The organism is Ruminococcus sp. RTP21358st1_G6_RTP21358_211008 (genome assembly GCF_040908885.1).
In the GTDB taxonomy this organism is placed as follows: domain Bacteria; phylum Bacillota; class Clostridia; order Lachnospirales; family Lachnospiraceae; genus Blautia_A; species Blautia_A faecis.
This window is the reverse complement of record NZ_JBDGDM010000015.1, coordinates 1-20652: the sequence shown is the minus strand read 5'-3', so window position 1 is coordinate 20652 and position 20652 is coordinate 1. Positions and strand designations below refer to the sequence as shown.

The following is a 20652-nucleotide window of genomic DNA, read 5'->3' as shown; positions in this document are numbered from 1 at the left end:
GTAAAACTCCGGGATAGTTTGCGGCTGAGAACGTACTGCCGGAAACATGCAAAATGTGATTTCGGGCTGATTCAGCAATAAAAAAACCACCCGGAAAATGCCATACCTGCACACCTCTTCGCATGCAGCTTATAGACAACTATTAGGGTAGTTGGTAGAAACGTCCAACCAGATTATGGACATATATAAGCGTTTGCTGTTTTTATTTTATACCTTTATTGTACATGGTAAAGGGTGCAGAATCAAGGGGATTTTCACAAAAAAAATCTACATTTTCATATCTTTATTGCTGGATTTGTTATATAATGAAGTAAAATTTGCGGACAAGAAATTAGAGCGTGTTTGAAAAAGGCTTTCTGCAAAATCTCCCACAAAGTGGGGCGTGCAGATTGCGGGAATGATTTTTCAAACAGGCTCTAGAATGGAGATTGACATAACATGAGTTACAGTTTTAAAGGCCGTGTCAGATACAGTGAAATAGGCGAAGATGGTTGCCTGACTCTTCCTGGAATTCAGAATTATTATCAGGATTGCTGCACCTTTCAATCTGAGAATATAGGGCAGGGAATGAAGGCGCTGGAGGAACGCCAGAGAGCCTGGGTGTTGTCATCCTGGCAGATTGTGGTGAACCGATATCCGGGATTGGGAGAGACGATTGTGGCATCAACGGCGCCATATGGCTTCAAAGGCTTTCTTGGAATGCGTAACTTCACTCTGAAAACAGAAGATGGAGAGCTTTTATCCTATGCAAACAGTATCTGGACCAATATTGATACAGAGACCGGTCTGCCGGCCAGACTTACAGACGAAGACACCAGAGGATACGAACTGGATGAAAAGCTGGAGATGGATTATGCGCCACGTAAGATTGCCCTTCCGGAAGGGATGGAAGCTCAGGAGTCTTTTGCAATACAGAAACATCATCTGGACACCCATCACCATGTTAATAATTGTCAGTATATCCGCATGGGGGCAGACTATCTGCCAGAAGGCTTTGAAATCCGCCAGATGAGGGCAGAATATAAGAAGCAGGCACTGCTTGGAGACGTTTTTTATCCGGCAGTGAAGCTGGAAATGGGAAAGGTTACGGTTGCGCTTTCCACGGAGAATGGCGAACCTTATGCGATTGTAGAGTTTATGTCTGCATGAGGTGAGACTATATGAATATCATGTGAGCGAAATAACTGTATCGCTTTAGAGATATCTCCATACAGGGAGGTCAGTTGAGAATGGCGAAACAGGAAATTTTATTAGAAAGGCGGTTTACATAAATGAAAATTGGAATACTTGGAGCTGGAGGAATTGCAGTTCAGATGGCGAAAACAGTAGCTGGAATGAAGGATGTGGAGAATTACGCAGTGGCAGCCAGAAGCTTTGAACGGGCGCAGGCTTTTGCCGAGAAATACGGTTTTTCCAAGGCTTATGGCTCTTATGAGGAAATGCTTGCAGACCCGCAGGTGGATCTGGTTTATATTGCAACCCCTCATTCCCATCATTATCTTCATGCAAAGATGTGCCTGGAGGCAGGAAAAAATGTGCTTTGTGAAAAGGCGTTTACTGTAAATGCAGACCAGGCAAGAAAGCTTTTTGCCCTGGCGAAAGAGAAAAACCTGCTGATCACAGAGGCAATCTGGACCAGATATATGCCATCCAGAAAGATGATCGATGATATTATTTCAAGCGGTGTGATCGGTGAGGTGACAGCTGTTACAGCCAATCTGAACTATGCCATCAGTGAGGTGGAACGTATCCGTAAGCCGGAGCTGGCAGGCGGTGCGCTTCTGGATGTTGGTGTTTATACCATTAATTTCGCAAGCATGGTTCTTGGGGATAAGTTGAAGGATGTACAGGCAACTGCTATTTTCCGTGAAGGTGTGGATATGCTGGATACGATTGCTATGGTATTTGAAGGCGACCGCATGGCTACCTTGCAGTGTGGTGCCCGTGAAATTTCTGACAGAATGGGAAGTATTTTTGGAACCAAAGGTTATATTCAGGTGCAGAATATTAATAATCCGGAGAAAATCACAGTTTTTGACAAGGAGCATAAGGAGGTTGCAGCTTATTTGCCTCCGGCACAGATCACAGGCTATGAGTATGAGGTTGAGGCCTGCGCCAGAGCAATCGCACAGGGCGAAAAGGAATGCCCGGAAATGCCTCATGATGAGACTGTGCGTGTGATGGAGATCATGGATGGAATCAGGAAATCCTGGGGCTATGAGATTCCGCTTTATGAGTGATGAAATTTTATGAAAACTATAAGATACAAGTTTTTATGAAAAATATAAGACATTTGCATGTATAAAAAGGAGGATACAGCTATGCTTGAAAAATTAAAAGAAGAAGTTTACAAAGCAAATATGGACCTGCCGAAATACGGCCTGGTTACTTTTACCTGGGGAAATGTAAGTGGAATTGATCGTGAAAAAGGTCTTTTCGTAATCAAGCCAAGTGGTGTGGAATATGAGAAACTGACACCGGAAGATATGGTAGTTGTAGACCTGGAAGGTAATAAAGTAGAAGGTAAATATAACCCATCATCTGATACTCCGACCCATGTAGTTCTGTACAATGCTTTCCCGAAGATCGGTGGAATCGTACATACTCATTCCTCCTGGGCTACCAGCTGGGCACAGGCCGGCCGCGCAATTCCATGCTATGGAACCACTCATGCTGATTATATTTACGGTGAGGTTCCATGCGTCCGTAATCTGGATAAGAGTGAGATTGCGGAAGCTTATGAGAAGAATACTGGTATTCTCATTGCCGACTATTTCAAGAAGAGAGATTATGAGGCTGTTCCGGCTGTTCTTTGCAAGAATCATGGTCCTTTCACATGGGGCAAGGATGCGCACGAGGCAGTGCATAATGCAGTAGTTCTGGAAGAGGTTGCCAAGATGGCTTCCCGCTGTGAGCTGATCAATCCGAATGTGAAACCTGCTCCGCAGGAGCTTCAGGATAAGCATTACTATAGAAAACATGGTGCAAATGCTTATTACGGACAGGAAAATATTGAGTGAAAACTGAGATGAATTGTGTGACCGCTGTTTGTACTTTGAGATAGGTATGAATGGCGGTTACTTAATATTCGATGCTTTTAAAGGAGTAAAAATATAAGACGAACGACTAAGATAGTAGTTCGCCTTATAAAGATCATTTACTATATTCAATTTCCACTGGTTTCACACCTGTAAGTTCCACACTTCTCTCGTCCGGCTGTGTACAGCCAACGTAAATATGGAAGTGGCTGCCGTCCTCTGTTCTTGCTCCAGTTTCATCTACTACGGTGAAGGCCTTTGGAGCAATGGAAAGTGTGACGGTTTTTGTTTCGCCTGCTTTCAGGAAAACAGGAGTGAAAGCAGCAAGCTCCGGGTTTGGAACGGCCAGAGAAGAATCTGCATTCTTTATGTAAACCTGAACCACATCCCGGGTATCAATTGCGCCCTGGTTGGTGACAGTGGCCTGGATTGTAACTGGTGCTGCTGTGGTATTAGTGCCGCTTTCGAAACCTGCCTTGCCGGAAACACTTGTACCATTTGTGTCGGCTGCGCTGTTTTCACTGACAACTGCATCTGTCACTACTACCTTTCCATAAGTCAATCCATATCCAAATGGGAACTGCGCCTTATTCTCCATATAGCGGTAAGTACGTCCCTTCATGGCATAATCTGTAAAATCCGGAAGCTCTTCCAGGGTATTGTAGAAGGTCACTGGTAATTTGCCGGATGGGGAGACATCTCCGAACAGTACTCTTGCGGCGGCTTTTCCACCTTCAGCACCTGGGTACCACAGAACCATCACTGCATCAAAATGTTCTTCTGCATAAGAAAGATCAATGTCACTTCCTGCCATCAAGCAAAGAACAACCGGTTTGCCGGATTCAGCCATGGCTTCCATCAGATCCAGCTGAACCTGTGGAAGCTGCAAGGTCTCTTTGTCACCGGAAGCATAGCTGTTTCCGGTATCTCCTTCTTCACCCTCCAGTGTTTCATCAAGCCCCACGCAGAGAATTACGATATCGCTGTTTTCTGCAACGATTTTCGCTTCCGCAAGTCTGTCCTGAGTAAAAGCAAGATGCTCGGTGCGGTCGCGGAAAAGGTCACATCCTACAGAGGCAAGCACACGTACATCATCTCCAAGGTAATCCTGAATACCTTCCTGGATCGTGCAGTAGCGAGAAGCTGTACCGTGATAATTGCCTACCAGAGCCTTACGGCTGTCTGCATTTGGTCCAACGATTCCAACTGTTTTGATCTTCTCTTTGTTCAAAGGCAGGATCCCATTGTTTTTCAGAAGTACAAAGCTTTCTTCAGCAGCTTTTTGGGAAAGTGCCAGATGGGCAGGTGACTCCACCTCAGAATAAGGAATTTTGTCGTATTCCGTCTCTTCAAATAATCCCAGCAGATATCTGGTAGTGAAAAGGCGGATGGCGGATTCCGTGATGGTATCCTCGGAGATCAGTCCTTTTTCATAAGCTTTCAAAATGTGAAGATAAGTGTTTCCGCAGTTCAGATCGCAGCCATTGTTCAGTGCTAATGCAGCCGATTCTGCCGGGGTGCTGGTTACCATATGATGCTCGTGGAAATCCTTGATGGCCCAGCAGTCGGAAACGAAATATCCCTGGAAGCCCCAGTCGCCGCGAAGTATTTTCTGAAGGGAAGGACTTCCGCAGCAGGGCTCTCCGTTGGTGCGATTGTAGGCGCCCATGAAGCCTTCCACGTCCGCTTCTCTGGTTAAAGCTTCAAATGCTGGGAGGTAAGTTTCTTCCATATCCTTCGGAGTTGCGATTGCGTCAAATTCATGGCGGATGGCCTCCGGACCGGAATGGACTGCAAAGTGCTTGGCGCAGGCAGCGGCTTTCATAACTTTGCCATCGCCCTGGAGCCCTTTTACAAAAGAGACTCCCAACTCTTTCGTAAGGTAAGGATCTTCACCGTAAGTTTCATGTCCCCGTCCCCATCTTGGATCACGGAAAATATTTACGTTTGGCGACCAGAAGGTAAGACCTTTGTAAATGTCACGGTCTTCTTCCTGGGAATATGCATTGTATTTGGCACGACCTTCGGTAGCAATGGTATCTGCAATCTGTCCCAGAAGTTCGGTGTCAAAAGTGGCGCCAAGTCCAATTGCCTGCGGGAAAATTGTGGCCTGTCCGGCGCGGGCAACTCCGTGGAGCGCTTCATTCCACCAGTTGTAGGCGGGGATGCCAAGCCGCTTGATTGCAGGTGCGTCATAGCGTAGCTGACTTGCTTTTTCCTCTAAGGTCATCTGGCTGACCAGTTCGGTCGCTTTTTTTCTAGCCTTTTTTCTATCCATAATGTTTCTCCTTGTTGCGAATTCATGGTGACTGTAAAACATTGAGCCATATAAGGTTTGTGACCCACAAATAGCAGGTTACGTTGTAAAGCGAGTGTGAGTTTTCGGGCTGCATATCATCCTTTTACTGCACCTGTGGTAAGACCTTCTACGATCTGGTTACTGAACAGGGAGTAAACAACGACTGTAGGTGCGATTGCGATAATGATCGCAGCAAACATCTGCACATAGTTGGTTGCGTAAGGCCCAACGAAATAGGTTAGTGTAACCGGCAGTGTCTTTTTCATAGGATCGGAAATAAATACCATGGCGAGAAGCAGCTCGTTCCAGTTGTTGATGAAGGTCATCAGTCCGGATACGAAGAAACCGGTTCTGCAAAGTGGCAGTGCGATCCGGAAAAAGCAGCCATAGATTCCGCAGCCGTCAATGGCAGCCGCCTCAAACATTTCCCCGGGCATGGAGCGGAAAAATCCGGTAAGCAGGAAAATGGTCATTGGCAGGGAAAAAGTGATGTAAGGAATCATCAGTCCGCCCTGTGAGTTGGTAAGGCCAAGCTTTGCAAATCTTACAAAAAGAGGAATCAGAACACAATGTACTGGAACCATCATTCCGATGAGGAAGAAGGTGTGCATAAATTCTGATAATTTCCAGCGCATTCTGGCGATGGCGAAAGCGGCCATAGCGCCGAAGAACAGGCTGATGATCAGCGTGACACCGCAGACCAGAACAGAGTTTACCAGCGCAGTACCAAGTTTTCCCATCTGCCAGGCCTGCTGATAGTTTTCGAAATGGAACACATCCGGCAGGGAAAATGGTGCTGACATAACGCCAGCGTTATCTTTCAAAGATACGGATAACATCCACAGAAGTGGTGCCAGATAAACAACTGCCAGGATCACCAGCAGGATATAAACCACTACGATTACCGGTTTTACCGGCTTTTTTGTAGCTTTTACTTTTACGTTGCTCATTTTCCCACCTCCTTATGACTCGTAAGTTTCGACTTTGATGACTTTCTTTACCAGAAGAGTTACCAGCAGGCAGAGCACCAGGAGCACCACGGAAATGGCGCTGGCGTAGCCATATTTGAAATAGTTGAAACCTTCTGCGTAAAGCTCAGTTGCAAGGACTTCTGTTCTGTGGTTCGGACCACCCTGGGTCATGTTGTAAACCAGGTCGAAGAATTTCAGGGAACCAATACAGTTCAGGGAAAGGGAAGTAATCATCATTGGTTTGATCAGCGGAAGGGTAATGTAGCGGAATGCTTTTACCTTTGACGCACCGTCTATATAGGAAGCTTCATAAATGTCACGGGAAATTCCGGTGATCTGTGCCATATAAAGCATCATGTTCTGACCAAGGTACTGCCACAGGGCAACAAATGCGATAACCCACATGGGAAGTACAATAAATCCGGTAGAGTCCATCAGCCACAGAGGTCCTTCAATGCCGAATTTGGCAAGAAGATTGTTGATACCGATTCTCGGATTGAAAAGGAAAGACCAGAGAAGTCCAAGTGCTGCGGAGGAAAGTACGCATGGAAGATAATAAATGTTCTTGAAAATGTTGCGGCCTTTCGGGATGTTGGTGAGCATAACAGCAAGTAAAAGACCGAAGATCTGCTGTGTGACTGCTGAAAAGATCATGAAAAAGATGGAGTTTTTCAGGGCAATACGGAATGTGGCGTCACCGAAAAACAGTTTCTTATAGTTTTTTAATCCCACAAATTCAGGGGGTGTAAGTGCTGCGTAATCGCAGAGTGAGTAGTAAACCATTTGTATCGTCGGGATGATCAGGACCAGAAGGAACATGATCAGCGCCGGGGCGATAAATACGAAAATGGCTTTTTTGTCGCGCAGAATTTTATCCATAATATCTCCTTCCGTCAAATGTGTGCGGTTTTACTACTAAAGAAAACCGAATGATAGCAAAGAATAAGCCGTTGTCTGCATGAGTATCGTATTGATTTTGGTGGGCTCGCTGACTGGCGATAACCTTTTTAGTAAAAAGACTGCCGCGGAACATGCCTTAGTCCGTTCCGCGGCAGCCATGTGCCTGGGTTTATAACTTATTTTTATAAGGGAGGATTTATTCCCAAACGTTCTCCTCATAGAATGTCTGTACGGTCTGGAATGCTTCTTCAGGTGTCTGGTTGCCAAGGAAGATATCAACCATTGCGTTATCGAAGCAGTCACCAGCTTCTACAGATGCAAGGGACTCATTGTAGAATCCGAATGTACCAGTTGCCTTTGCCATGATATCCTGAACGTATTTCAGCTGTGCAGGAGCTTTGTCATAGTCGATATCAAGGTCTTTGATGATTGGGAACTTGCCGCCGACTTCTGCTGTGTATTTCTGAGCTGTTTCGTCTGTGAACATCTTCATAAGAGCGATAGCTGCGTCCTGATGCTCTGTTGTGGAGCTCATCAGAAGGTTATCAGTTTTAACAATCATACGGTTCGGGTCGTTAGCACCGTCGATTCCAGGGAACTGGAAGACACCACATTTGGACTCGAAGTCTGGATTGTTGCCGTTGATCTGTGCGATTGCCCAGGAACCCTGAACCAGCATAGCTGCTTCGCCGTTATAGAAAGCTGCTGTAGCCTGGTCATTGGAATCTCCAGCTGCTGTAGCCTGGAAATACTGGGAAAGGTCTTTTAACTTAGTGCCTGCTTCAATGCAGTTCTCATCGGTCCAGTTAGCGGTATGGTCTGCGATAGCTGCAAGGTCAACGCCCTGACGGTCACACAGATAACCGGCGATCATGGATAAGCACCATGCGGTACCAGCGGAGCAGGAGATTGGTGTGTAGCCGGCATCCTGAAGCTTCTGGCATGCAGCGATCAGTTCGTCGTATGTGGTAGGAACTTCTACGCCAGCATCTGCGAACATCTCGGTGTTATAGTAAACGCAGGCTGCTGCGAAGTTGGTAGGAACTGCCATGATCTTTCCGTCATAAGTCATTCTTTCGAAAATACCATCTGTAAAGGATGCGTACCAGTCAGCTTCCTGATTCTCAAGGATATCGGTAAGGTCAGCTGCTGCACCTGCATTTACATATACGTCCATGTTTGGACCAGGGTTGCAGATGTAAACATCCGGTGTCTGTCCGGCTGCGATCAGTGCGTTCAGCTTGCCATCGTACTCTTCCAGGTTGGTGGTGATCGGAGTTACGTGATATTTGCCATCGTACTCTTCGTTGAAACGATCAATGACTTCTTTGTAACCCTTGGAAATAAGATCTTCCGTAGCTTCCAGGTCATCCCAGAACATCCATGTGATTTCTTCAACATCATCAGCATAAACCGGTACAGATGTAACCAGTGTTCCAGCTGCCATTGCTGCAGCCATTAATATTGAAAGTGCTCGTTTCTTGTTCATATTGAACCTCCTTTTAAAAATTTAGATCTCGTATTTGGTAATTCTTACTATAGCAGAGATTGCCTGGGTTTTCTTTCTAATTCTTGTTTGTTTACTATCAATTATTGCTATCTAAAATTGTACAAAAACAAGTACATGTCAAAGTATATAATTTAAAACATAGAAAATTATGCAATATAGACAAAGATAAACGATACTTATTTAGATTTAAAATATAAATTTGGCTATATATTGATAAAAAAAGCAACATTTGATACAATACAAACATATTGAAAAACGCAATATTTGAGAACTAAATGACAATATTTGATACTGACCGTCGGAAAATGATATATGTTGGGAAAATTCAAACACGCTCTGGTAAAAGGGTGAAACTCAGGAGCATTATAATAAGAATATACAGGGAAGGAGCATGGGGAAATGATACATAAGCTTAGTGGAATACATGAAACAGTAGATTTCCGGGAAGATGAGCAGGTTTGTCTCTATTATAATGATGAATACGAGAATTACCCACCGCACTGGCATACCTCCTTCGAGGTACTTATGCCAATCGTAAATGGCTATAAGGCACTGTGCGGTGGAAAGGAATACAATCTGCGTGAGGGGGATGTGCTGATTATCGGTCCGTGTATGCTTCATGAGCTTTTTGCTCCGGAAAGCGGAGAGCGGATTATTTTTCAGCCGTGTCTGAACAATATTTCTACCAAGGAGCTGAACTTGCTTACTATGATTATAACCCCGGCTACTTTGATTACACCGGAGGGGTATCCGCAGATTTATGAAAAAGTAAAAACGCTTATGCTGGAAATCAAAGAGGAATATTTCGGTGAGTCTCCCTATCTGGAAACTATGATTATTTCGAAATTCCTTGAGATTCTTACATGCGTTGGAAGACAGCGTGTAAATGCACATACTGTAGCGGGACAGCAGAAGGAAAACGGAGCAAACAGCAGGCAGAAGGAATATGTGGAGAAGTTTATCCTGGTTACAGATTATATTAACAATCATTTTGCGGAAGATTTGAGCCTGGAGGGAGTGGCTTCCCAGGCAGGATTCAGTAAGTATCATTTTTCCAGGTTGTTTAAGCAGTATACAGATTCTACTTTTTATAAGTATTTGAATCAGAAGAGAATTGAATTTGCAAAAACGTTGCTGCAGGATCCAGGAGTGAGTGTGACGGAGGTGGCATTTAAATCGGGGTTTTCCAGCCTGTCGGCGTTTCTTCGGATGTTTAAGCTGATGAATAATTGTACGCCTACGGAGTTTAGGGAGATGTATGACAGGACGAAGATGGGGAACTAGAGCGTGTTTGAAATAGCAGGTGTCAATTTTATTTAGGTATTGATTTCTTATAGGAAGAAAATTATTATGGCATTAGAGCCTGTTTGAAAAAGCATTATTGCAAACTGCACGCCAAAATTGTGACGCACGTCTTACAGAAAGCTTTTTTCCAAACATGCTTTAGGGGATAAGCTGGTTATTCCTGACATTATAAAATGATATGAGTGTCAAAAGGTCTTTTGACACTCATTTGATACCCGGATTGCTACGCAGCTACGCTGCTCCCGCAATCCTCCAAATATTCGAAATCCGCTGATTTACTGCGTAAATCGCTACTTTCTCATATTTGGCGTGTCCCAAGTTCAAAAGCCTTATCGTGCAAGCACGAACAGCTTTTTGACCTTTTGACACTAGTATCATAAAATGAACGAAATATATACAACAGGAGGCTCGCGAAATGATTCACGAAAAAATAGAAATCCAATTGAAAGATTCTGAGTTTAAAGCAAATTTATTTACATATTTCCTGGATAATTCCCCGGAGATCGAGCCGGAGAGAAAGAGATCGGTTGTGCTGATCTGTCCTGGCGGCGGCTATCAGATGACTTCTGACAGAGAGGCAGAAGCTCTTGCTGTCAGATTTATGGCAATGGGCTATCATGCTGCGATTTTGCGCTACAGCGTTGCTCCGGCACGTTTCCCGGAGGCGCTTCTTCAGCTGGCTACAGCAGTTGCAATGCTCCGTGAAAATGCAGAAAAATGGCATATTGATACAGAGAAGATCGTAGTCCAGGGTTCTTCTGCTGGTGGACATCTGGCGGCAAGCCTTGGTGTATTCTGGAACAAGCCCTTTGTTGCAGAAGCTTTGGGCATGGACTCCGAAAAGTTTCGCCCCAATGGGCTTATGCTCAGCTATCCGGTAATCACTTCTGGCGAGAAAGCACATAAGGGTTCTTTTGAAAGCGTTCTGGGAGAGGATTATGCAGATGAAGAGAAACGCAGATTCCTGTCCCTGGAATATAATGTTACGAAGGATACCCCGTCGACTTTCCTGTGGCATACAGCACCGGATGATACTGTACCGGTAGAGAACTCCCTGCTGTTTTTCCAGGCACTTCACGCTCTGGATATTCCGGCAGAATTGCATATTTATCCAGTGGGCAGTCATGGTCTGGGACTTGCCACTGCAGAAACAGCATGCCCCAATGGCTATGGAATCCAGGCAGAATGTGAGAGCTGGATTCAGCTTGCCGGTGACTGGATGAAGCACCTGTTTGAAGCGAAGGAAGTCGTAAAGGCACCTTGGGAATAAAAAGATGGGGTGTTGGTGAAATTTCCACAGTTGGTAAGAATATGAAAGTAATAGAAAATATAGATTAGGTGAGTAGATGCTTTAAAGTCCGTTGCCTTGGGGATTCCCAGACAGTGGACTTTTTTCCTGTTCTGAAATGTGTTGCTGCAAATCATGTGTGGCGTGATTATAACACAGAACAAAATGTACTTCAAGTGTTGTTTTTATATTATTTTGCTGATATACTTTTTTTATCTTAAATATACGGGAGGTGAAAGAAATGTTGACGAAAGAAGATCTACAGGCGATTGCAGGATTGCTGGTGCCCATTGAGACACGGATTGGAAATTTGGAAAGCCGTTTCGACAAGTTGGAAAGCCGTTTCGACAAGTTGGAAAGCCGTTTCGATAATTTGGAAAGCCGCTTCGACAAGTTGGAAAGCCGTTTCGATAATTTGGAAAGCCGCTTTGACAGCTTAGAAACTCGCGTTGACAACTTCGAAAGCGAAACCAAGAGGCGCTTTGAGAATCTGGAAGCGAACTTGCGCAGCGTAGACAAGCATGTATGTGAATTGGATGCATCAGTATCAGAATTGCAAAGAAGTGTAAAAGAACTCTGGCTTCATGTGGAGAACACTACAGACTGGAAGCTTCAGGTTGTAGCAGAGAATCATTCCAATCTTTTACAAAAGCTGGAAGAACAACAAAAGAGATGGGAAACGCAGGAAAGACTTTTATTTTACGTGAACAAACATGAGAAAGACATCACCGCGATAAAGCAGAGGCTGTGTATGTGATTGACAGAACCATTCATACATAAGAATGGCTGTAGAAATACTCTCAGAAAAAATGAAATATAAAATGCATCAGAAAAACGTAATAGAAAAACAAAATAGAAAAACGAAACAGAAAAATACATATAGAGAAAGCAAATTGCAAGTAATATATCATTTTATAGAATTATAGAAATACTAAAATACAAAAGATAAATTAACACAAAGAACGAAGAAAATAAGCTTAACAATTATAATTATAAGCGTTAAATACCATACAAAACAGAATTGGTGTTCAGAGCATTCAGAAAGTCATTACCCTCTGTGCACGAATAGATAAAAGCGGGGAGTACAGCACTGTTGTTATAACATCTGTACTCCCTGATTTGTTTAAAATGTGAAAAATTTGTATTGTTTTATAATTGTCGATAGTGGGTTTGGCAAGTAGAAGGGCTTTTTATGCTGGAAATCATGAGATATCCAGTTCCGGCGGTTTATCCATCGTGTCGGAAACGTATTTCCCATTTTTCTTGCGCTGGCGGACACATTCGGTGAGCAGATATTCAATCTGCCCGTTTACGGAGCGGAAATCATCCTCCGCCCAGGCTGCAATCTGGTCATAAAGCTTGGCAGAAAGCCTGAGCGGGATCTGTTTCTTAGGCCGGGTATCTCTGGTTTCAGCCATTAGTACAGACTGCCGGAATTAACCACCGGCTGGGCATCGTGATTGCCGCACAGCACTACGAGAAGATTGGAAACCATGGCAGCCTTCCGCTCCTCGTCAAGTTCTACCACATTGTTTTCATTCAATCGCTCTAATGCCATTTCTACCATACCAACAGCACCGTCTACGATCATCTTTCTTGCGTCGATGATAGCGGAAGCCTGCTGTCTCTGCAGCATAACCGCTGCAATCTCAGGTGCATAAGCAAGGTAGGTGATGCGGGCTTCAATGATTTCCAGACCGGCATCTGCTACTTTCTGCTGGATTTCATCACGGATGCGTCCGGCTACGATTTCACTGGAACCGCGAAGACTTCCCTCATCTGCTACACCATCCCCAGTGGTATCTACATTGGGTGCTACGTCATAAGGGTAAATTCTCACGATATTTCGTAGCGCGCTGTCACACTGCAAGGAAAGATATTCCTTATAGTTATCTACGTTGAAAACAGCTTTCGCAGTATCTGTTACACGCCACATAACGGCAATTCCGATTTCTACCGGATTTCCCAGGCAGTCGTTGATCTTCTGACGGTTGTTATTTAAGGTCATGATCTTCAGGGAAATCTTTTTGTTTACATATGTACTGCTTGTGGAAGCGGAAGTTCCGGTGGCCAGTGTGAGAACGGATTTGGCGGCATTTCCTCCATCTACGTCACCGCTCTGGTTCAGTCTCGTCTTTGCAGCCGGGTTTACAGCTGTACAAAAAGGATTTACCCAATAGAAACCGTCATTCTTTAAAGTTCCCACATATTTGCCGAATAAGGTGAGTACAAGGGCTTCCTGCGGCTTCAGCACTTTAAGGCCAAGGAACGGGATCCATCCAAGTGAAGCCCAGATGATACCGATGACCATAAGGGGAATCTGTTCGAAGGCTGCGCCGAATATTACAGCGGCTGCGGCCACGGCATAGAGCAGAATAAACAGCACCATCATTCCCATACCATTTTTCTTGTTGTCCAAAACTTTTTCTTTCATAGCAATCCTCCTGATAATGAAAATTATCTTTTATGAGATATAAATATGATATCATTTAGACATCAAAATGTCAATACATACAAGAGAGTTATAGAAAATTGTTCGTTTTTTTCCAGGTAAACAAATCGTCGATTGACGAAAATCCACATTTTAGTGTATATAAGAGAGTAACGCAAAAGAATTATGGAGGATATCATATAGTGGACGCAAAAAGGTTTGGGGCATTTATTTCGGAAAGAAGAAAAGAGCATCATATGACACAGGCCGATCTTGCCGGAAAAGTCGGAGTGACGGATAAGGCGGTCAGCCGTTGGGAGCGGGGACTTGGATTTCCGGATATTAATACAATGGAACCATTGGCTGAGGCACTGGATGTATCACTTTTGGAGCTGATGCGATCAGAAATGCAGACAACCGAAGGGGCTAACGTGAAAAAAGATGAGGCAGCAGAAAAAGATGGGACAGTAGAAATGAATGAAGCAGCAGAAAAAAACGGGATGGCAGAAAAGAGAGAGAAAGCAGAGAAAAAATACACGTCTGCAGAGGTGACTGAGATGATGCAATCAATGGAAGAAATACGAAAACAGCAACAGCATCAGGATAAAATCGCAGGCTATCTTGCGATACCGGTAATTCTGCTCATTGTGGCTGTGTTTAAATTCTCTGGTCATGCAAACCTTGGCGGTGCGTTATTTGCCGGGCTTCTTGGCGCGGGAGCTGCTGTGAGTGGATATTATCTGTGGGTGAATCGGGAAGATAAGGAAAGCAAAAGAATTTATGGATTTTTTACAATCACTCTGACCGGCATATTTTTCACAATATGTTCTTTCCTGGTTCCTGACGGATTCTGGGAACAACATAGACAGGAAGCAAGTCTCATCACATGTCTGGTGAATCTGGCGATTGTGATATACGCATTTGGATTTGCAGTAAAGAGAATGTGCAAGGAAAAAAAGAACCCGGTACTTATTGCTGTTGTGGTGGTTCTGGAGATTTTGATAACGGCGTGGACTTTACATGGCTTTGCTGCCAGGTCCATAGAAAATGCCATGGGAACCAGCAAGGGGGATGTGGCAGAACAGTACGCAACACAGCTGTTGCTCAATGAAAAAAATCTTGAAGAAGACTGGATACGGGGATATAGTTATGTTCAGATTGATCTGCATCTGGATATCTACCGTGTAGGTTTTTCCTATTATGCAGATCAAAAAGACGCAGAAGTGGGAAAAGAAAGCATATATGGCTATGATATTCAGGTGGATTCTGATTATAAAATTACGATAAAAGAAGGAAGTTCTGCAATTGGAATGGATTTGTGGAGTGAAAAAATAGAAGGGTAGATCGTATTTGAAAAAACGGGAGAAAAGAACATGAAAGTAGTAATTGCAATTGATTCATTCAAAGGGAGCATGAGTTCTATAGAAGCGGGTGAAGCTGCCGCAGCAGGCATTCGGAAAGTATATTCGGAAGCCAAGACCAAGGTTTATCCGCTGGCAGATGGCGGGGAAGGGACGGTGCGGGCACTGGCCCAGGGACTTGGGGGAAGCTTGGAGAATGTGACAGTTACTGGACCACTTGGAGCCCCGGTTGTCTGCGAATATGCAATTTGGGAGAAACGTAATATAGGCGGTTCAGGTAGAATTGATTTTGTGGGAAAAGAGATGATGGCTGTTTCAGAGAATGCTTCCGTAGTAGAAAATACTTCTATAATAGAAAGTAAACGTGGCTACAAGAATGAGAAAAAGTGCGGAAAGACTGCCATTATAGAAATGGCTGGTGCAGCCGGGATCACTTTGGTTCCACCTGAACTTCTGAATCCTATAAACACTACAACCTATGGTGTTGGAGAGGTCATAAAAGACGCCATTTCCAAAGGCTGCCGAAATTTTATCATCGGAATCGGAGGCAGTGCAACGAATGATGGTGGAATCGGTATGCTTCAGGCTTTGGGAGGAGAGCTTCTGGATAAAAGTGGAAAACAGGTGCCATTTGGAGCAGAAGGTGTGGAAAAGCTTGCCTCCATCAGTTGCAAAAATTTGCTTCCGGAATTAAAAGAATGCAGCTTCCGCATTGCCTGTGACGTGGACAACCCTTTATATGGGGAAAAAGGCTGCAGCTATATCTTCGGCCCCCAGAAAGGCGCAACACCGGAGATGGTGGAGCTGATGGACGGGTGGATGGAAAACTATGCAAAGATAACAGAAGAATATTTTGCAGATTCCAAAACCCAATTGGGAAAATTTAATTATGATCCAAACTACCCAGGCTGCGGAGCAGCCGGAGGCCTTGGCTTTGCCTTCCGTACTTTTCTTCATGGAAAACTGGAACCAGGTATAAGCATTGTCCTGGAAGAAATCGGCATAGAAAATCAGATAAAAAATGCAGACATCGTAATCACTGGTGAAGGTCGTCTGGATGGCCAGACCGTTATGGGAAAAGCGCCCATCGGAATTGCCAGACTTGCAAAGAAATATGGAAAGCCAGTGCTTGCCTTTTCTGGCTCGGTCACTGAAGATGCTGCCTCTTGTAATGAAGCTGGAATCGACGCTTTTTTCCCAATCCTCCGTCAGGTGACCACTCTGGAAGAAGCCATGGATCCGCAGACTGCACAGAAAAATATGGAAAGTGCTGTAGAGCAGGTGTTCCGGGTGATTAGGCTGAAAGAAAGGAATTGGTGAAATTATGGGCGGAAAAGTGCTGGAATTAGAGTCGGATAAACTGATTGAGCAAGGACTTGAGCTTGGAAGACTGGAAAATCAAATGGCTACAGCCGTCAAAATGTTGCAAGTGGGCAAGTATACGATTGAGGAAATTGCAGATATTTCTGGTTTAACGGTTAAAAAAATATGTGCGTTGAAGGATGAAAAGAATCTGTGAGCCAGAGAAATATGGAGAAAAACCATGAATTCTGCAACTCCCCCCTCTTGACTTCTCCCACAAACAAGAGTAATATGAACTACAACGCAATGGCGCGTTAGTGTGATAACGCCGCCATTGCATTTTTTTTACCCGGAAATGGGGAAACAACCTCGAAATGAGGAAACACACCGATAAAATATCGGTGGTGCTGTGATTAATGAGTTTTTTACAAAGAGGAGGAAAGAAAAATGAAGAAGAGCTATTTATGGAGAAAAATGACAAGTGGTCTTATGGCAGCAGCTGTTACCGTGACAGCAATGCCGGGACTTGGACTTACAATGGTACAGGCAGAAGAGAAGAAAACATTAAAGGTAGCAATGGAGTGCAGCTATGCACCATACAACTGGACACAGCCAGATGATTCCAACGGAGCTGTTCCCATTTCCGGAAGCTCTGATTACGCATATGGATACGACGTTATGATGGCGAAAAAAATCTGTGACGAGCTGGGATACGATCTGGAAATCGTGAAACTGGACTGGGATTCCCTGGTACCGGCTGTCCAGTCTGGAAAAGTTGACTGCGTAATCGCAGGTCAGTCCATTACATCCGAACGTCAGCAGATGGTAGATTTCACAGAGCCATACTACTATGCATCCATTATTACCCTGGTAAAAAGCGACGGCGATTATGCAGATGCAAAAAGTGTGGCAGATCTGAAGGGCGTTACCTGTACTTCCCAGCAGAACACTATCTGGTATGATTCCTGCCTGCCGCAGATTGAGGACGCAAACATTCTTCCTGCACAGGAAAGTGCGCCTGCCATGCTGGTTGCCCTGGAATCTGGAAAATGTGACGCTGTTGTAACTGATATGCCTACCGGAATGGCTGCCTGCGTAGCTTACCCGGATTTCAAACTTCTTGATTTCTCTGGCACAGACGGAGATTTTGAGGTATCAGATGAGGATATCAACATTGGTATTTCCGTACAGAAAGGCAATACAGAGCTTCTGGATGCCCTGAACAGCGTACTGGATAAAATGACAGAGGATGATTACAAAGAAATGATGGACGAAGCAATTTCCGTACAGCCGCTGTCAGAGTAAGGGTTACAGTGATTTCGCTGCATTTGAGTCTGTTTGAAAAATCATTCCTGCATTTTGTAAGATTCACTTTGCAGGATATTTCGCAGACGGTCTTTGTAAATAAAGTCGAGAGAGATAGGAGAGAAAAATATGCTTCCTGAAACCTTCTGGGGCCGGATCCAGTATCTGCTCCAGCAATACGGCGCCTCCTTTTTATCAGGAGCCGGAAATACAATGATCATAGCCATTGTAGGCACCTTTTTAGGGTGCCTTATTGGCTTTATAGTTGGAATTATTCAAACAATTCCTGTAGATAAAAGGGACTCCGCCGTTAAAAAGACACTGGTTGGATTTCTCAAATTTATTATGGCATGCTACGTGGAATTTTTCCGCGGCACCCCAATGATGGTACAGGCCATGTTTATCTATTACGGAAGTGCTTACCTGTTCAATATCAACATGTCCATGTGGTTTGCGGCATTTTTCGTAGTATCTATCAATACCGGAGCCTACATGGCAGAAACCGTCCGAGGCGGAATCCTTTCTGTTGACGAAGGTCAGACAGAAGCTGCAAAAGCAATCGGAATGACGCATGTACAGACTATGATGAACGTAATCCTTCCACAGGCATTGCGCAACATCATGCCTCAGATTGGCAACAACCTGATCATCAATATCAAGGATACCTGCGTTCTTTCCATTATTGGAATTGTAGAACTTTTCTACACAACAAAAGGCGTAGCCGGAGCCTATTATACTTACTTTGAATCCTTTACCATCGCTATGGTAATGTACTTTATCCTTACTTTTGTATGCTCCAGACTGCTCCGCCTGCTGGAACACAAGATGGAAGGTCCGCAGAATTATGACCTTGCCACAACGGATACACTGGCTCACACAAGTGGTCTGTATTCCTACCCTAAGAAGAAGGAGGAGAAATGATCATGAGTGAAAAAATCCTTGAAGTCAAGCATCTGGGAAAAGCATTTGGCAGCAATCAGGTACTGAGAGATATTGATTTTTCCGTAAGTCCGGGAGATGTGACGTGCATTATCGGACCGTCCGGTTCTGGTAAATCCACGCTTCTTCGCTGCCTGAATATGCTGGAAACTCCATCCACCGGAGAAATCAATTATCATGGAACTGACATCACCAGTAAGAACGTAAACGTTCCGGAATACCGTTCAAAGGTAGGTATGGTGTTCCAGAATTTTAACCTTTTTAACAACATGACTGCTCTGAAAAACTGCACCGTAGGTCAGGTAAAGGTTTTGAAAAAGAGCAAAGAAGAGGCAGAGAAAAAAGCTTTGTATTATCTGGAAAAAGTAGGTATGGCGCCGTACATCAACGCCAAACCCAAACAGCTTTCCGGAGGTCAGAAACAGCGTGTGGCAATCGCAAGAGCCCTTGCCATGGAGCCGGAAATTCTTCTTTTCGACGAGCCAACCTCCGCGCTGGATCCCCAGATGGTAGGCGAGGTTCTGGAGGTTATGAGAGACCTTGCACACGAAGGCCTGACCATGATCATCGTCACCCATGAGATGGCATTTGCCCGTGACGTTTCCAAGCGTGTAATCTTCATGGCAAATGGCGTTATCGTAGAAGACAGACCGCCGAAGGAACTGTTTGAGAATCCGAAAGACCCGCTGACAAAAGATTTCCTGAGCCGCTTCCGCAATGCATGAGCCGGAAAGTCGCTTTGCAGATGGGGATTCTGCATTTTTTATCCTTACTTCAATAAGTTAATGTTCACAGTGGCGGTAAATGTGTGCTATACTGGACAATAGATTGAGAAGCTACTGAGAAATTTTATATTTAACCGTAATTGAATTAAGGAGAATCCATGATTGAAATAGGAAAAAAACAGAAGCTTATTGTGGCAAAGACCGTAGATTTCGGTGTTTACCTTGCAGAAGATAAAAATGCAGGCCAGGAAGACAGAGTACTTCTTCCAGCCAAACAGGTTCCGGAAGGAACCAGAGAGGGCGATGCACTGGATGTATTTATTTACAAGGATTCCAGGGACCGTCTTATTGCAACCACCAGAGAACCACTTCTTCAGGTTGGACAGACTGCTGTTCTGAAAGTGCTTCAGGTAACCAAGATCGGTGCATTCCTGGATTGGGGCTTAGAGAAAGACCTGCTCCTTCCATACCATGAGCAGACCAGCCGTGTGCGGGAAGGACAGGAGTGCCTGGTAGCCCTTTATGTAGATAAGAGCAGCCGTCTCTGCGCCACCATGAAGGTATACCATTACCTTTCTACCAGAACCCCATATGTAACAGGTGATTCCGTAAAAGGGCGTGTCTACGAGATCAGCGATCGTTTCGGTGTTTTTGTAGCTGTTGATGACAAATATTCCGCCCTGATCCCAGCCAGAGAAGCCAGCGGCAAATACCGCCCGGGCGAAGTCCTCGACCTTCGCGTTTCCGAGGTGAAAGAGGATGGCAAGATGAACGTCACAGACCGTCAGAAAGCCTACATCCAGATTAACGAAGATGCCGAGAGCGTCCTTAGCATAATCGAAGAATTCGCCGGCGTCCTCCCCTTCGATGACAAAGCCTCACCAGAAGTGATCAAACGTGAATTCGGTCTCAGCAAGAATGCCTTTAAACGTGCTGTGGGACACCTTCTGAAAGAAGGGAAGATTGAGATTAAGGACAAACGCATCTACAAGAAATAATGGAATCTGATACACCCTTTATTGGAAAATAATAAAACCTGCATACCATATTGGAATACCCAAAATATGGTATGCAGGTTTTTTCTCTAAAACACGAACGGGTGTTTACCGGGGCTTGAACTTGTGTTAAACTATTTATTAATCATACTTGCTATTTAATGTGTTGGGAGGGTAAAAAGTTTTTCAGGAGGGACGCATTTGGGCAATGTGTATTACTCACTCGCCGGCGCAACGCTCCAGCGAACTAATCGCTAACTGCGACTAATGCGTTCGGGAGAGC

20 protein-coding genes and 1 riboswitch are annotated in these 20652 nt (G+C 44.5%); of the genes, 13 read left to right on the top strand and 7 right to left on the bottom strand.

Annotated elements, in window-relative coordinates:
• Positions 1-112 precede the first annotated feature (112 nt).
• A riboswitch (purine riboswitch) is annotated at positions 113-209 on the bottom strand.
• Positions 210-331: 122 nt separating this feature from the next.
• Positions 332-409, bottom strand: coding sequence for a DUF6783 domain-containing protein (locus AB5Z12_RS07980; protein ID WP_368357117.1), 78 nt, complete (start codon positions 407-409; stop codon positions 332-334).
• A 29-nt stretch (positions 410-438) separates the two neighbouring features.
• Between AB5Z12_RS07980 and AB5Z12_RS07975 the strand changes: the two genes are divergently transcribed.
• From AB5Z12_RS07975 to AB5Z12_RS07965, 3 genes are all read left to right on the top strand, one after another.
• Complete coding sequence (locus AB5Z12_RS07975) at positions 439-1149, top strand: acyl-[acyl-carrier-protein] thioesterase (RefSeq protein ID WP_195992601.1); 711 nt, start codon at positions 439-441, stop codon at positions 1147-1149.
• A gap of 122 nt (positions 1150-1271) precedes the next feature.
• Positions 1272-2240: a Gfo/Idh/MocA family protein gene (locus tag AB5Z12_RS07970; protein WP_173716963.1), complete on the top strand. Its 969-nt coding sequence runs from the start codon at positions 1272-1274 to the stop codon at positions 2238-2240.
• Between the two features lie 81 nt (positions 2241-2321).
• Positions 2322-3020, top strand: coding sequence for an L-ribulose-5-phosphate 4-epimerase (locus tag AB5Z12_RS07965; protein WP_118583558.1), 699 nt, complete (start codon positions 2322-2324; stop codon positions 3018-3020).
• Positions 3021-3153: 133 nt separating this feature from the next.
• On the opposite strand, the gene AB5Z12_RS07960 is transcribed toward AB5Z12_RS07965, so the two are convergent.
• From AB5Z12_RS07960 to AB5Z12_RS07945, 4 genes are all read right to left on the bottom strand, one after another.
• Positions 3154-5316 carry a glycoside hydrolase family 3 C-terminal domain-containing protein gene (locus tag AB5Z12_RS07960; protein ID WP_368357079.1) on the bottom strand — a complete coding sequence of 721 codons (2163 nt, stop codon included), beginning with the start codon at positions 5314-5316 and terminating at the stop codon, positions 3154-3156.
• Between the two features lie 116 nt (positions 5317-5432).
• Complete coding sequence (locus tag AB5Z12_RS07955) at positions 5433-6287, bottom strand: carbohydrate ABC transporter permease (RefSeq protein ID WP_118583554.1); 855 nt, start codon at positions 6285-6287, stop codon at positions 5433-5435.
• Between the two features lie 12 nt (positions 6288-6299).
• Complete coding sequence (locus tag AB5Z12_RS07950; RefSeq protein WP_118583552.1) at positions 6300-7187, bottom strand: carbohydrate ABC transporter permease; 888 nt, start codon at positions 7185-7187, stop codon at positions 6300-6302.
• A gap of 217 nt (positions 7188-7404) precedes the next feature.
• Positions 7405-8697 (bottom strand): ABC transporter substrate-binding protein, encoded by a 1293-nt coding sequence (locus AB5Z12_RS07945; RefSeq protein WP_118583550.1) that lies wholly within the window; start codon positions 8695-8697, stop codon positions 7405-7407.
• A gap of 420 nt (positions 8698-9117) precedes the next feature.
• Here AB5Z12_RS07945 and AB5Z12_RS07940 point away from each other — a divergent pair, with 420 nt between their 5' ends.
• The 3 genes from AB5Z12_RS07940 (at position 9118) to AB5Z12_RS07930 (ending at position 12068) form a co-directional block, all read left to right on the top strand.
• Positions 9118-10002, top strand: coding sequence for an AraC family transcriptional regulator (locus AB5Z12_RS07940; protein WP_148463309.1), 885 nt, complete (start codon positions 9118-9120; stop codon positions 10000-10002).
• Between the two features lie 436 nt (positions 10003-10438).
• Positions 10439-11293 (top strand): alpha/beta hydrolase, encoded by an 855-nt coding sequence (locus tag AB5Z12_RS07935; RefSeq protein WP_118583547.1) that lies wholly within the window; start codon positions 10439-10441, stop codon positions 11291-11293.
• A 259-nt stretch (positions 11294-11552) separates the two neighbouring features.
• The gene (locus AB5Z12_RS07930) at positions 11553-12068 is read left to right on the top strand and encodes a hypothetical protein (protein ID WP_148463311.1); all 516 of its coding nucleotides are present in this window, start codon (positions 11553-11555) and stop codon (positions 12066-12068) included.
• A 445-nt stretch (positions 12069-12513) separates the two neighbouring features.
• Here AB5Z12_RS07930 and AB5Z12_RS07925 read toward each other — a convergent pair whose 3' ends face one another.
• Positions 12514-12729, bottom strand: coding sequence for a PTS ascorbate transporter subunit IIC (locus AB5Z12_RS07925; protein WP_173719187.1), 216 nt, complete (start codon positions 12727-12729; stop codon positions 12514-12516).
• On the bottom strand, positions 12729-13745 hold the full coding sequence (locus tag AB5Z12_RS07920) for an SPFH domain-containing protein (RefSeq protein ID WP_173719186.1): 1017 nt from the start codon (positions 13743-13745) through the stop codon (positions 12729-12731). The genes AB5Z12_RS07925 and AB5Z12_RS07920 overlap by 1 nt, the downstream gene beginning before the upstream one ends.
• 200 nt (positions 13746-13945) lie before the next feature.
• On the opposite strand from AB5Z12_RS07920, the gene AB5Z12_RS07915 reads away from it, so the two are divergent.
• The 7 genes from AB5Z12_RS07915 to AB5Z12_RS07885 all read left to right on the top strand — a co-directional run bounded on the left by AB5Z12_RS07915 (position 13946) and on the right by AB5Z12_RS07885 (position 20372).
• Complete coding sequence (locus AB5Z12_RS07915; RefSeq protein WP_368357078.1) at positions 13946-15085, top strand: helix-turn-helix domain-containing protein; 1140 nt, start codon at positions 13946-13948, stop codon at positions 15083-15085.
• A gap of 30 nt (positions 15086-15115) precedes the next feature.
• Positions 15116-16423 (top strand): glycerate kinase, encoded by a 1308-nt coding sequence (locus tag AB5Z12_RS07910; RefSeq protein ID WP_173716971.1) that lies wholly within the window; start codon positions 15116-15118, stop codon positions 16421-16423.
• Positions 16424-16427: 4 nt separating this feature from the next.
• Positions 16428-16622: a hypothetical protein gene (locus tag AB5Z12_RS07905; RefSeq protein ID WP_148463316.1), complete on the top strand. Its 195-nt coding sequence runs from the start codon at positions 16428-16430 to the stop codon at positions 16620-16622.
• Between the two features lie 230 nt (positions 16623-16852).
• Positions 16853-17710, top strand: a complete 858-nt coding sequence (locus AB5Z12_RS07900; RefSeq protein ID WP_173718336.1) for a transporter substrate-binding domain-containing protein — start codon at positions 16853-16855, stop codon at positions 17708-17710.
• A 129-nt stretch (positions 17711-17839) separates the two neighbouring features.
• Positions 17840-18631, top strand: a complete 792-nt coding sequence (locus AB5Z12_RS07895; RefSeq protein WP_173774038.1) for an amino acid ABC transporter permease — start codon at positions 17840-17842, stop codon at positions 18629-18631.
• Entirely contained in the window at positions 18631-19374 is a 744-nt protein-coding gene (locus AB5Z12_RS07890) for an amino acid ABC transporter ATP-binding protein (protein ID WP_118583574.1), read from the top strand. The genes AB5Z12_RS07895 and AB5Z12_RS07890 overlap by 1 nt, the downstream gene beginning before the upstream one ends.
• Positions 19375-19532: 158 nt before the next feature.
• Positions 19533-20372 (top strand): S1 RNA-binding domain-containing protein, encoded by an 840-nt coding sequence (locus tag AB5Z12_RS07885; protein WP_173718338.1) that lies wholly within the window; start codon positions 19533-19535, stop codon positions 20370-20372.
• The last annotated feature ends 280 nt before the right edge of the window (positions 20373-20652 follow it).